At 56.0% G+C, this 13,766-nt stretch carries 10 protein-coding genes; 6 read left to right on the top strand and 4 right to left on the bottom strand.

Going from position 1 to position 13,766, the window contains the following annotated elements; all coding sequences use genetic code 11:
- Positions 1-24: 24 nt before the first annotated feature.
- From IT895_RS08840 to IT895_RS08825, 4 genes are read left to right on the top strand one after another with little or no spacing between them, the layout of a single operon-like run.
- Positions 25-1,926 carry an extracellular solute-binding protein gene (locus IT895_RS08840; protein ID WP_085918614.1) on the top strand — a complete coding sequence of 634 codons (1,902 nt, stop codon included), beginning with the start codon at positions 25-27 and terminating at the stop codon, positions 1,924-1,926.
- Positions 1,927-1,961: 35 nt separating this feature from the next.
- Positions 1,962-3,035 (top strand): microcin C ABC transporter permease YejB, encoded by a 1,074-nt coding sequence (locus tag IT895_RS08835; RefSeq protein ID WP_199285288.1) that lies wholly within the window; start codon positions 1,962-1,964, stop codon positions 3,033-3,035.
- A gap of 2 nt (positions 3,036-3,037) precedes the next feature.
- Positions 3,038-4,111: an ABC transporter permease gene (locus tag IT895_RS08830; protein ID WP_085918616.1), complete on the top strand. Its 1,074-nt coding sequence runs from the start codon at positions 3,038-3,040 to the stop codon at positions 4,109-4,111.
- The gene (locus IT895_RS08825; protein WP_199285287.1) at positions 4,104-5,696 is read left to right on the top strand and encodes an ABC transporter ATP-binding protein; all 1,593 of its coding nucleotides are present in this window, start codon (positions 4,104-4,106) and stop codon (positions 5,694-5,696) included. Before IT895_RS08830 ends, IT895_RS08825 begins: the two co-directional genes overlap by 8 nt.
- Before the next feature lie 132 nt (positions 5,697-5,828).
- Here the strand turns inward: IT895_RS08825 and IT895_RS08820 are convergent, their stop codons facing one another.
- Positions 5,829-6,533 carry a pseudouridine synthase gene (locus IT895_RS08820; protein ID WP_085918618.1) on the bottom strand — a complete coding sequence of 235 codons (705 nt, stop codon included), beginning with the start codon at positions 6,531-6,533 and terminating at the stop codon, positions 5,829-5,831.
- The gene (locus tag IT895_RS08815; protein ID WP_085918619.1) at positions 6,533-7,348 is read right to left on the bottom strand and encodes an amidohydrolase; all 816 of its coding nucleotides are present in this window, start codon (positions 7,346-7,348) and stop codon (positions 6,533-6,535) included. The genes IT895_RS08820 and IT895_RS08815 overlap by 1 nt, the downstream gene beginning before the upstream one ends.
- Before the next feature lie 72 nt (positions 7,349-7,420).
- Between IT895_RS08815 and rarD the strand changes: the two genes are divergently transcribed.
- Positions 7,421-8,329: an EamA family transporter RarD gene (gene rarD / locus IT895_RS08810; protein ID WP_199285286.1), complete on the top strand. Its 909-nt coding sequence runs from the start codon at positions 7,421-7,423 to the stop codon at positions 8,327-8,329.
- On the opposite strand, the gene IT895_RS08805 is transcribed toward rarD, so the two are convergent.
- Positions 8,300-9,949, bottom strand: coding sequence for a methyl-accepting chemotaxis protein (locus tag IT895_RS08805; RefSeq protein ID WP_199285285.1), 1,650 nt, complete (start codon positions 9,947-9,949; stop codon positions 8,300-8,302). The genes rarD and IT895_RS08805 overlap by 30 nt on opposite strands.
- A 246-nt stretch (positions 9,950-10,195) precedes the next feature.
- On the opposite strand from IT895_RS08805, the gene IT895_RS08800 reads away from it, so the two are divergent.
- Positions 10,196-11,899, top strand: coding sequence for a SulP family inorganic anion transporter (locus tag IT895_RS08800; protein ID WP_085918622.1), 1,704 nt, complete (start codon positions 10,196-10,198; stop codon positions 11,897-11,899).
- Positions 11,900-11,921: 22 nt separating this feature from the next.
- Here the strand turns inward: IT895_RS08800 and IT895_RS08795 are convergent, their stop codons facing one another.
- Positions 11,922-13,766 carry a protein kinase domain-containing protein gene (locus IT895_RS08795; RefSeq protein WP_199285284.1) on the bottom strand — a complete coding sequence of 615 codons (1,845 nt, stop codon included), beginning with the start codon at positions 13,764-13,766 and terminating at the stop codon, positions 11,922-11,924.

Below are 13,766 nucleotides of genomic sequence, written 5' to 3'. Positions count from 1 at the left end.
CCTTGTTGATAGGGAAATTGCCCCATGCGCTGTGGCGTTATTCTGCGTCCTGTTTTATGCCTTGCCCGTAACGCGCTGCTTGCGGCATCACTCCTGGCCAGCACTCATGCCAGCAGTGATGCCCGCGTGACAGAGTCCACCGCCACGGATGGCTCGGCACCTGTCGAAACCCGCCATGCGATGTCGCTTTATGACGCGCCTGCCCTCGCTGAGGATTTTGCGCACTTTTCCCACGTGAATCCCGACGCGCCCAAAGGCGGGAGTATCAAGCATACGGCGGTGGGAAGCAGTTTTGATTCGACAAACCCCTTCATTATTCGCGGCACACCAGCGGCGGGAATATTTCAGATCTACGACACCTTAATGGCAAGCAATCCTAATGAGCCTTTCAGTCTTTATGGTTTGCTTGCAGAAGGTGTGCGTCTTGACCCCGATCGTGAATGGATTGAATTCGACCTTCGCCCTGAAGCTCGCTTCCAGGACGGTGAGCCGGTCACGGCCGACGATGTCGTCTTTTCGCTGAACCTGCTTCGTGACGAAGGCAACCCTTTCTATAGCAGCTACTATGCAGGGGTTGAGCAAGCCGTTGCCCTCAATGACCACCTGGTTCGTTTCACGCTTAGCGACAGTGAGTCACGAGAGTTACCGCTTATCGTCGCCCAATTCCCCGTGCTGCCGAAGCATTACTGGGAACAGCATGATTTCACCGCCCCGACATTGGCGGCGCATCCCGGGTCTGGCCCGTATAAAATTGGCGAAGTGGATCCTGGGCGACGGATTGTCTATCAGCGCGACGACGATTATTGGGCAAAGGACCTGCCGGTCAACGTGGGCCGATACAACATTGACCGGGTGATCTATGATTATTACCGGGATCGGGATATTGCCTGGGAAGCTTTTAAGGCCGGACTGACGGATTTTCGCACTGACGCGCGCGCCGCTACCTGGGCAATTGGCTACGATTTTCCCGCTTATGAGGAAGGGCTTGTCAAGCGTATCACGGTCCCCGATGTTAACCCCTCCATGATGCAGGCGTTCGTGTTCAATCTGCGCAAGGAAAAGTTCCAGGATCCGCGCGTTCGTGAAGCGCTGAGCCTGACCTTTGATTTTCCATGGCTGAACACCAATATTTTTTACGATACCTATCAGCGGACGCAAAGCTTCTTTGAAAACTCCGAAATGGAAGCCCAGGGCCTACCGAGCGACGAACAGCTTGCATTACTCGAACCCCATCGCGAGGAGCTGATGGAGTCCCACCAGTCAAAGCGGTTGTTCACGGAACCACTGCCCATCGACCATCCTCACGACCTCCGCGAACGGCTTCGCCTGGCCCTGGACCTGCTTCGCGAGGCAGGTTATCGGGTGGAAGACGGCGTTCTGGTCCATGAGGATACCCAGCAGCCGCTAAGCCTGGAAGTATTGCTATACGATTCAGGGCTTGAGCGCGTGGTACAGCCTATGTTGCGCAACATGGCCCGCCTGGGTGTGCAAACCTCGATGCGTATCGTCGATATCAATCAGTACCTCAATCGTCAGCGCAATTTTGATTTTGATATGGTAATCAGCCATTTCCCCCAGTCCAATAACCCAGGCAATGAGCAGCGTGACTTCTGGACCAGCCAAGCAGCTGACTCGCCACAGAGTCGCAATCGCATGGGCCTTGCGCATCCGGCTATCGACGATCTGGTGGAAAAGCTGATCCGAGCAGAAGACCGCGAAGAGCTTAATACCATTACCCGGGCGCTGGACCGTGTCCTGCGCTGGGGGTTTTATGTCATTCCCCACTATCATTCAGGTGAGACACGGATCGCCATATGGGATAAATTCGGTTATCCCGACCCCTTCCCCGAATACGCCATGGATTTAGACGCCTGGTGGGTGGTCCCCGAACGTGAAGCCGCTTTACAGCGCCGGTCACGCCGCTGACCTCGGCTTATTCTTGATGAACCATGGAGAGTTCTGTGGCACGTTACACCCTACGCCGACTGTTGTTGATGATTCCGACGCTTGTCGGGATCATGCTGCTCAATTTCATTATCGTGCAGGCCGCGCCTGGTGGCCCGATCGATCAAATGCTGGCACGCTTTGAAGGCGCCGATGCAATGGCCAGTACGCGCCTGGATATGGGAGGTGCCGATGTACAGGTCAACGACGAGTCCCGCGGTGCCAGGGGAATCGACCCTCGCTTTATTGAGCAACTGGAACAGCAGTTTGGCTTTGATAAACCGGCTCATGAACGCTTCATCGGCATGATGGCGGATTATCTCACCTTCGATTTCGGCACCAGCTTTTTTCGCGACCGGCCGGTAATCGATTTGATGATAGAGCGTTTGCCGGTATCTATCTCGCTGGGGCTTTGGACGACCTTGCTGGTCTACCTCATCTCGATTCCGCTAGGCATACGGAAGGCCCTGCGCCACGGCTCACGATTTGACGTCTGGACATCCGGGCTGGTCATCGTCGGTTACGCCATCCCGGGGTTTTTATTCGCCATCTTGCTGATTGTGCTATTTGCCGGCGGCACCTACCTGGACTGGTTTCCACTCAGGGGGCTCACTTCCCCTTATTTCGACCAGCTTTCCACCTGGGGTAAGGTCAAGGATTATTTCTGGCATATCACGCTTCCTGTATTGGCTGCATCGATTGGCAGTTTCGCCACGCTCACCATGCTGACCAAGAACAGCTTTCTGGATGAAATCCACAAGCAATACGTGCTGACAGCCTGGGCCAAGGGCGCCGATGAGCAGCGCATTCTTTATGGACACGTGTTTCGTAATGCCATGCTGATCATTATTGCCGGCCTGCCCTCAGCCTTGATTGGTATCTTCTTTACTGGCTCGTTACTGATTGAGGTGATTTTCTCTCTTGATGGGCTGGGCCTGCTGGGGTTTGAAGCGGTCATGCAGCGAGACTATCCCGTCATTTTCGGTACGCTGTTTCTCTATACGGTCATCGGGTTGCTGCTGAAACTGCTGTCAGATCTCACCTATGTGTGGGTTGACCCGCGCATCGACTTTGCCACCCGGGAGTCGTGACCATGACTGTTTCTACGTCTCGATTTTCACCCATTACCCGGCGCCGCTTTGCCGCATTCAGGTCGAACCGCCGCGCCTGGGTATCATTATGGGTGTTTGGTGTCGTGTTTGTGTTGAGCCTGTTTGCCGAACTGATCGCCAACGATAAACCGATCATCATGCAATACGATGGTCAGTGGTATGTTCCGCTGCTGGTCGACTACCCCGAAACGGAATTTGACGGCTTCTTGCCTACACGAACCGATTACCTGGACCCCTTTGTCCAGCAGCAGATCGAGAACAACGGTTGGGCGTTGTGGCCCCTGATTCCGTTTTCTTACCAGACCCTGGATATGCAGATGACCCGCCCGTCGCCTGCCCCGCCAGATGGTCGCCACTGGCTGGGCACCGATGACCAGGGACGGGATGTGCTTGCGCGTGTGATTTACGGCTTTCGTCTTTCGGTCGCGTTTGCCCTGGTATTAACGGCTGGATCATTGGTACTAGGCGTGCTTGCGGGGGGTGTCCAGGGCTATTTTGGCGGCAAGACGGACCTTGTCGGCCAACGCATTACCGAAATATGGTCAGGACTCCCAGTACTGTTTCTGCTGATCATTCTCGCCAGTTTCGTGCAGCCCGGTTTCTGGTGGCTGCTGGGTATCATGCTGCTGTTTTCCTGGCTTGGGCTGGTGGACATCGTGCGCGCCGAATTCCTGCGTGCACGTAACCTAGAGTACGTTCGCGCGGCCAAAGCCATGGGGCTGCCGTCGCGTCTGATCATGTGGCGACACGTGCTGCCCAATGCCATGGTGGCCACCCTGACGTTCATCCCTTTCCTGTTTACCGGGGCCATTGGCACCTTGACCGCGTTGGATTTTCTGGGGTTTGGACTACCACCGGGAGCGCCTTCACTGGGCGAGCTTGCCGCTCAGGGCAAAAACAACCTGCACGCACCCTGGCTGGGCATCACCGCCTTCATGACCCTGGCCATTATGCTTTCGCTGCTGGTGTTTATCGGCGAAGGCCTACGTGACGCCTTTGACCCCCGCCACGTTCAGCAGCTACCAACGCCTGCTAAGGAAACGCCCCATGCCTGAGCCGCTACTTTGCGTCGACAACCTGACCATCGCCTTTGATGGTAGCACCGTGGTCGAGTCACTGAGTTTGGAGCTACATGCAGGCGAGACGCTGGCCATTGTGGGCGAATCCGGCTCAGGCAAATCGGTATCGGCGCTCGGATTGATGAATCTGTTGCCGGCCAATGCCAGGGTAAGCGGCGAACGACGTCTGAACGGTACCCCGCTTAACTCACTTGGCAATGCCGAGTGGAACGCCCTGCGCGGCAATACGGTAGGCGTTGTCTTCCAGGAGCCAATGACATCGCTCAACCCACTACACCGGATTGGTAAGCAGATTGGCGAATCCCTGCGCCTGCACCAGGGGCTTCGTGGAAAAGCCGCCCGAGCAAGGGCCAAAAACCTGCTTGAACAAGTGAAACTGCCGCGTGCTGAAGAACTGCTTGATGCATGGCCTCACCAGCTATCCGGGGGGCAGCGTCAACGGGTTATGATCGCCATGGCGATTGCCAATAACCCATCGCTGTTGATCGCCGACGAGCCCACCACCGCACTGGACGTCACCGTTCAACAGGAAATTCTGGCCCTGCTGAAAGAGCTGCGCGACCAGCACGGCATGGGGCTGCTGTTGATCAGTCACGACCTTAACCTGGTACGCCGTCATGCAGACCGTGTGTGCGTCATGTATCAGGGTAAAATCCAGGAGTCTGGCCCCGTCGAGCAGGTGTTTGAGCGGCCACAAAGCGATTATACCCAGCGACTGCTGGCCGCCGAGCCGGAAGGCAGGCCATCGCCTGTTGCCGAGCGTTCGCCGTTACTGACTGTCAGACAGTTGAGCGTAAGCTTTAAACGACCCAAACCCGGATTGTTCAAGCGTCAACCGCCTGCCTTTGAAGCGGTCAAAGCCACTGACCTCACCGTCGCACCAGGCGAAACCTTGGGTATTGTGGGTGAGTCAGGTTCGGGCAAAACCACCCTCGCCTCCGCTATCATGCGGATGGTGACCAGCCAGGGCGATATCACCCTGGGTGATGCCCCCTTGAGCAAGCTGACGGGTAACGACTTGCGCCGTCAGCGGCACCGGCTACAGATGGTTTTCCAGGATCCCTATGGCGCACTGTCGCCGCGTATGCCGGTATTCGATATCGTCAGCGAAGGTTTGCGGTTTCACTACCCGCACCTGTCTGATGCGGAAGTCACCGAGCGCGTCCATCAAACGCTGAGAGAAGTTGGCCTGCCGGAAAGCTGTGCAGCGCGGTACCCGCATGAATTTTCCGGTGGTCAGCGCCAGCGGATCGCCGTCGCGCGAGCCATTATCCTGGAGCCTGAGCTGCTGGTGCTGGATGAACCGACGTCAGCACTGGACCGCACCGTTCAAAAGCAGCTGGTGACACTGCTGAGGGACCTCCAGGCACGGCGCCAGCTCAGCTATCTGTTTATCAGCCATGACCTCGCCGTGGTGCGCGCGATGGCACATCGCATCATGGTGCTGAAAGATGGCGACGTCGTCGAGCAAGGATCCTGTCTGGATGTACTGGCCTCTCCCCAGCATCCTTATACCCAATCGCTTATAGCGGCGGCGTATCTGAAAGATTTCGTGGGCTGATTTGCTGCCTGTTCAAGAATATCTCGAGTCTGCCCAAAGACCAGGCAAAAAAGATAACGGTATAAAATGATAGTAAAATGAAACGCGCCTGAGCCATATCGGTGTGCGTAAGCTCAGGGCGTTCGTGGGCAATTAAAAGCTGGCGATTTCTTCCGGGGTCAGTTCACGCCATTCGCCTGGCGCAAGGGCATCAGTCAGCTCAATATCGCCAATGGAACGTCGATGCAGCGCATCTACGTGATTGCCTAACGCTACAAACATGCGCTTGACCTGATGATAGCGGCCTTCCGTGATGGTCAACTCGGCCTGGCGCGGTGATATAAAACGCAGCGTTGCTGGCTGGGTCGGCGTTTCTTCACCATCGAGCATGATGCCTTCTGCCACCTGGTTGATGGCCCACTCGGCCATATCACCTTCCATGGGCTCAGCAAGCTCAGCCACATACACCTTGGCGCAGCGATGGCGCGGTGACGTCACACGATGCGACCACTGGCCATCGTCGGTAAGCAGCAATAGACCCGTAGTATCGACATCAAGACGACCGACCGGTTGTAATCGCTCCGCCTTGGGAAGGTCAATCAGGTCGATGACCCTGGGGTAAAGCCCTCGCCTGGCGGTGCACTCCACATCGGCAGGCTTGTTCAGCATGATATAGCGTAGCCCTACCAGCGCCAGACGCGCGCCGTTAAGCAGCACCACGTCTTCTTGCGTATCAATATGCGTTGCTGCCTGCTTGATCGGCTCGCCGTTCAAGGTAACCTCACCGTTTTTTAGCGCGCGCTTAGCCAGGCTGCGCGTTAACGGGGTCGTTTCACTTAAAAAGCGATCAAGACGCATTATTGGCCGACTCCTGGGAGTAATGAAAATCGATCGGCGTCTTGCCAGGCAGGAAATTTTTCTCGAAAAGCATCTAGATCCGTTTTATTGAGGCATCCCGTTTCCACAAACGGCGTATGCGCTGAATGGTCGATAAGTGGCTCGCCTTTGAAATCAACCAGCATGGAGTCGCCGCTGTACGCCAGGCCTTTGGCATCTTCGCCCACGCGATTGACGCCAATCACGTAGGTCAGGTTTTCAATCGCCCGGGCCTGAAGCAAGGTGCGCCAGGGTTGACGGCGAGGTGCGGGCCAGTTGGCCACGCACAGCAGCGCATCATACTCGAAATGTTCGCCTTGTGCCGGTTGCTGGCGCAGCCAAACCGGAAATCTCAAGTCGTAGCAGACCGTGAGCAGTATTTTGAAACCGTTCAATTCGACAATTTCACGACGCTCCCCCATGTCATAACGCTCATGTTCACCGGCCATGCGAAACAGGTGTCGCTTGTCGTAATAGGTCAGTTCCCCATCCGGCATGGCCCAGATCAGCCGGTTGTAGAACTCACCCTCATGCTGGATGGCCACACTCCCGGTCATGACGCACTGACGTGACCGGGCCTGATGCTTCATCCAGGCAACACTTTGGCTTTCGTCCATGGGCTGTGCCATCTCACGGGAGTTCATCGTAAACCCGGTGGCAAACATTTCGGGCAATACGATCAGATCAGTTTCCCTGTTATCTAGATCACCCAGCAGCTTCTCAAGGTGGGTGTGGTTGGCTTCCGGGTTTTCCCAGCGCAGATCGCACTGCACCAGGCTGGTTCTGAGTTGGCTCATCGAATCACTCCTTTACGCCGTTCATGTTGTCGCGTTTGTGTTAGATTAGCATTTTTAAATAATGAGGCTGCTATGCATCCCACTCCACCACGCGATCCCGAAGCCGTCAAAGGGGTCACCTTTGGTTTGACGGCCTATACCATGTGGGGATGCTTCCCGCTTTTTTTTGCGCTGTTTGATGGCGTACCGGCGGTCGAGATACTGGTTCACCGCATTTTGTGGTCATGTCTTTTCCTGGTGGGCCTTATTACCCTCCTACGCCGCTGGCCGCCGGTTGTCGCCGCCCTGGTGGAGCCCAGGCGTCTCGGCCGTGTTCTCGCCTGCGCCTTGCTGATTGGGTTCAATTGGGGAATGTACATCTACGCGGTTGAAACCCGCCAAGTATTACAGGCCAGTTTAGGTTATTTTTTAACCCCGCTGGTCAATGTGGCGCTGGGCATGCTGGTACTGCGTGAAGTGATGGCACGGTTGCAACTGGTGGCACTGGGGTTGGCCAGCCTGGCGATCGCCATTCAGTTTTTCATGTTGGGGGAATTGCCATGGATCAGTCTACTGCTGGCACTGAGCTTTGGAAGTTATGGCCTGTTTCGCAAACAGGTCCCGCTTGATGGCCTGTCGGGGCTTTTTGTTGAGACGTTGTTGCTATTCCCTGTTGCGCTGATCGCATTGGCAGGCTTTAGCTGGAAAGGAACATCCCACTTTTTAGGCGACACCCAGACAACGGCCCTGTTGATCGCCAGCGGGGTCATTACGGCCCTCCCGCTCATGGCTTTTGCGGGCGCTGCGAGGCGTTTGCGCCTCGCGACGCTTGGGTTTCTGATGTACATCAACCCCAGTATCCAGTTTTTAATCGCCCTGGCTGTTTTTGGAGAACCTCTCAGCCCTATCCAGTTGGTGACGTTTATCATGATCTGGACAGGGCTGGCACTTTACTCTTGGTCTGCCTGGCAATCACGTCCCGGCCAGCTGTCGGCCAGGTAGCGCGGGCACATCGTCTTGATGGTCCAGAGCCTGAGAAACCGGTTCGCGCTCTGGCTGATAGCCGATACGGAAACCACCCCAGTGTCGGCCATTGATATAGATGGGTACTGACAGGTCATGCATGATCTCGCCCGTATCACGCTTATAGGTTTGGAGTAGCAGTGGCTTTTCGTGTGCACCACAGCGGCGCCCCGTCGGGTCGTCGAAGATACGCTTGCTGCGACAGAATTTTAAGTCGTGTTCAAAGTCGCCAGTGGGCGCACGGCTCACGGCTTGATTGTGGGTGGGCACATAGCCTTTCTTATCGCAGGTAATCGCGTAGCTCAACTCAAGTTGGGTAAGTAACGGTTCCTGGATATCGGGCAGATATTTATCGGTAAAGTCATCGAACGACGTTCGATACAGCGGTGGCCGAGTATCGGGGATCTGCTGATAGCTGGGCTGGAACAACGCCGCTTCGCTTAATTCGCCGCGTTTGAGGGCGTTCTCAAACAGTTTGCCCAACCGGTCGGCGGCTTTCCGCGCCGCATGAAAAACTTGTTGATGACGACCGTTGAGCCGCTGTTGCGCCAGCTCGCCATCAACACCTTCTGCCGCTTCCATCAGCGCACGGGCCTGATTCGCCAGGTCGTGCATGTCGCGGTTGCCTTCATCAACGTCTGCTTCCAGCTCGTGCAAAGTATCGGCCACGGTCTGGCTATGCTGACGGGTATTATCGATGGCGTCCGCAACGCTGCTGATTTCACTTTGCACTTGATCAAATTCTTGGGTAATGGTGCCCAGACTGGTACCGACGTGCTGCATGTCAGCGGACCGGTGGCTGATTCGACTCATCAGGCTACCCATCGATGACACCACGTTTTGCCCGCTCAGATGCATATCCTTGACGAGCTCATCCACGCTTTGGGTCGCCGTGGAGGTCTTGTGTGCCAGGTTGCGAACCTCGCCGGCCACGACAGCAAACCCTCGTCCGTGCTCGCCTGCCCGTGCGGCCTCAATGGAGGCATTGAGCGATAACAGATGCGTTTGTTCGGCAATGTCTTCAATCATTGAGGTGACGTTGCGCACACGCTCGATCTTGTCGTTAAGCGCGGTCAGCATTTCCAGCGCTTGCTGGGACTGTTCGGACACATCGCTCATTTCCTGGATGATATCGGTGAGTGCTTCCTGATTGTGATGACTGGCTTCGCGGGCGCTTTCAGCGAGCGTGGCAACCTGAGAGGCGCTGGCACTGACCTGCATGATAGCCGTATTGATAGCCCCCATGCTGGCTGACGACTCCCGAGCCATTCTTTCCTGTTTAGTGAGACGCTGATCCATCAAATCTGCGTAGTGTGAAACTTCTGCCGAGGCGATCGCGGTGCTGCTGGCGCGCTTCATTAACCTAAACGCCATGGCGCGTAGCGACGCATAATCGGCCATTAACCGATTGACAGGTCGCCTGCTCTCCAACGACTGCTGATCTGCCTGGTATAGCGCTCCCCAGGCCATCAAAACACTCAGCCCCCCCGCAAGAGCCGCCAACCCCACCGCTACATATCCCCCAAATGTACTGAAAGACACTAGCCAACCCGCCAGTGCCAAGAGCACGATGGGAACCGCCCATTGAATGACACGCATAGTCAGTTCTCTTGTTATTAAAGTGGTAATGAGGCCCTAAGTCTTCCATTAGACTTATCGTAAGCTTACTAATTAATGAGGATTAAATAAGTAACACTTTGGGGGAAGGACGCCCCTCTGAAGATGAAATTACCGCAGGGTGCCGTAATTTGACTTATAACTTGTTAATATAATGACCTACATTCGCGTTAAGCTCTGACACAGCTTATCAATCCGAAGAATTGAGGCGGATCGCCCCGGGAGCCCATGCTAAAGCGCTACTTGCCCATTCTGTCCTGGCTGCCTTACTACCATAAGCGGTTACTGGGAGCAGATTTACTTGCCGGCTTGATTGTCACCGTCATGGTCATACCGCAGTCGCTTGCCTATGCCCTTCTCGCAGGACTTCCGGCCGTGGTGGGCCTTTACGCCAGTATTTTACCGCAGCTGGTATATACCCTGTTTGGTACCAGCCGTACCCTGGCTGTGGGCCCTGTGGCGATTATTGCGCTAATGACCGGGGCTGCCCTTTCATCGGTTGCCTCTCCAGGATCTGATGCCTACCTGGAAGCCGCCTTGGTGCTGTCGATGCTTTCGGGGGGCATGCTGGTCGCCATGGGGCTGCTGAAAATGGGCTTTTTTAGCAATTTCTTGAGCCACCCGGTCATTTCAGGTTTTCTAACGGCCTCAGGTATTCTGATTGCGGTCAGTCAGCTTGGCAGTCTGTTGGGGATCGAAAGCAGCGGTTTCACTCTGGTGGAGCGTTTGATGACGCTCATCCCCAACTTGGATGCCCTCAACGTGCCCACCTGCCTTTTGGGGCTTGGCACACTGGTGTTTTTGGTATGGCTTCGTCGACATGGGAAATCGACACTCAAGCGCCTGGGGCTACCCAATAGTGCTGCCGACCTGGTCGCCAAGGCAGGGCCGGTGATCGCCGTGGTTGCTACCACCCTTGCCACCTGGTACTGGGGGCTTGCTGATCAGGGCGTCAATGTCGTCGGCGACGTGCCGTCTGGGCTTCCCGCTTTCAGCCTGCCGTGGGCTGATGCCTCGTTATGGAAAGCGCTATTCATTCCGGCCTTGCTCATCAGCCTGGTCGGTTTTGTCGAGTCGGTGTCGATGGGGCAGATGCTGGCGGCCAAACGGCGCCAGCGCATTTCCCCCAATCAGGAATTGATTGGCCTGGGCGCAACCAACCTGGCCGCGGCCGTTACCCATGGCATGCCGGTGACCGGCGGCCTGTCACGCACGGTGATTAACTTTGATGCGGGCGCTCAGACGCCAGCTGCCGGTGCTTTTGCCGCGCTGGGCATTGCGCTGGTGACGATGGCGTTTACGGGATGGCTTTACTACCTGCCAATTGCCACCCTGGCAGCGACGATTACCGTGTCTATCCTGACCCTGGTAGATATCCCCATGCTGCGCCAGACGTGGCGCTATTCCCGCAGTGATTTCTCAGCCATGGCGCTTACCATCATCCTGACGCTTGTCGAGGGAATCGAGGCGGGTATTCTGGGGGGCGTGACCCTTTCCATTGCACTTTATCTATATCGTACCAGTCGCCCGCACAGCGCGCTTGTCGGGCGCGTTCCTGGCACCGAACACTTCCGTAACATTACCCGTCACGATGTCGAGACTGTCAGCCGTGTCGCACTACTGCGAATTGATGAAAGCCTGTACTTCGCCAATGCGCGCTATCTGGAAGATACGCTGTATAACCTGGTGGCCAGCCGTCCCGAACTGGAACACGTGGTATTGATTTGCTCAGCCGTTAACCTGATTGATGCATCAGCACTGGAAAGCCTCGACGCCATCAATGCCCGCCTCAAGGACGCAAGTGTCAAACTGCACCTTTCAGAGGTAAAAGGCCCTGTGATGGATCAGCTCAAGAAAAGTGACTTTCTTGAGGCGCTCACCGGTCGCGTCTTTCTCAGTACTTACGCGGCATGGCGGGAATTCTCCCGGTAACACCTGCAAAAATGGTCTGCCTTTATTGGCCATGTTTCCTGATATAGTCCCGGGGGTCACGCGGGTAGTATCGTTCGGGCTGGCTTTCAAGGTGCGTAAAGTAGCGGGTATCTTTGTAAGGCATTTTCATGAATCCAGAGACCCCCAGACCTTCAATTTGGCTGACTGATGCGAGCATTTTCACCAGCAACGCACGAAATTCGCCCTCCCTGGAAGGGTCGAGAAGACGATAGTAGCTGTGAATCTTGAGGTGCTTGGGCAGCGCTTCAAAAATGATCATGCCGGTGTGATGAATCTCGTTAAGCTGTTTGAGCACCTGCATGATCGATTCTGGCAATGCTAATAGCTCTTCGGGATCGGGACCATCCTCGAAGTAGCTATGCTGACGAGTACGGTCCTCAAGTTCCGGAACGGCGCTCATTTCATAGCTGATCGCCATGCCGGGTTCGCAATCAAAAGCCTCTGACGCTGAACCCCGCTCCAGATGCAACGTTTGACGGGCGTTAAACAGACAGCTCTTGAATACCCCTTGGCGATGGATCGCCCGCGCCAGGTGCACCATGTTATTGACCGCTTCGATAAACGCAGGCTTCAATGCCGGGTCGTGCAGGTTCAACGACGAATCGATATAGACCCCGTCGCGCTCCCAGCGTACCGCCAGACCGCCTACAACCGGGTACTTGCCCAGACGGCTCACCGAGGCCAGAAAGGCTTTTTCAGTTTCTCCCATCCCCTGCATGAACTGTTTGTAATAGCGATCCAGCTGCACATCGTTAACGTCGTTGAGGGTTTCAGGGGCATTGGCTTCACGCAGAAACGCCTTGCGAGAACTGTACACCACGGTGTCAATTTCCTGTTCAGCCGGACGCCCCCATACCGGTACCAGCGGTGATTGAACGCTACCCGGCAGGTCCAGCATCACCACGCGGGCCATCCGGGGCATGGCGCGCAAAAAATAGTCACCCGCTTTGCGGCGTATTTGAGGATCTGGGTCGAGCATAGCGTCCAGCGTTCGGGCAAACTCCATGGGAAGCCCCAGCGAACTGGCAGGAATCGCGCGATGACCAAAGCGGCACGACTGGGCAGACGCCAAGGCATACAAGGTGCCCGCCACGCCCTGCTCGTCAAAGCGTGGCGACGAAAGTGCTCCATTGAGCTGTTCCTCGCCGATAAAATAGACATCGCCCAGTCGCGCATTGGTCTGTTGCAGGTTATCCGACATCAACTCCATCACATTGGCACCAACGAACTGCAATTGGGCATCGAGCTGGGCAAAGACGGATGAGCCCCAATCGATCAAGGCGATGGACTCGTCAGTCGGGTCAAAGACCAGATTGGAGGGTTTGATATCACCGTGGACGACAGGTCGCGCCTTGGGTCCGGACTCTCTGCGTAACGCCATGAGGATATCGGCTAACTGAGCGGCGATGCGGACGATCAGACGGGGTGACAGGCGCCCCTCCTTGAGCGATACCTGTTCAAGATTCAAGCCGGGCGCGCGCTCCATGACCAGAATCGATTGCCCCCGCGCGCGCTGGTAGGTAATCAACCTGGGAATGAGCGGGTGCGACACCTGCTCCAGCATGAACGCCTCTTCTTCGAGGCGTTCCTGGAGGTGAATAGGCAGGGTAATGCGCGAGAACTTGAAAACGTAGTGCGCCGTCGCTCCCTGGATCGGCGCACTACCGGCAAAAACGAAACCGTAGGCACCCTTACCGATCAGTTCGATGTCCCGGTAGCCCAACTGGGAGAGCTGCTCCTGGCACAGCGCCACCCAGTCCTTGAGCTTGCGGGCATCGTGGTGGCTCAGCAGGTATACCGACTGCTCCTCGGGTATATAAAACTGCTGAAGGGGTGCCTGAGCCAT

Origin of the sequence: Halomonas sp. A40-4, from assembly GCF_015767635.1 — a bacterium.
Classification (GTDB): Bacteria; Pseudomonadota; Gammaproteobacteria; order Pseudomonadales; family Halomonadaceae; genus Vreelandella; species Vreelandella janggokensis.
This window is presented reverse-complemented; position numbering and strand designations above follow the sequence as displayed.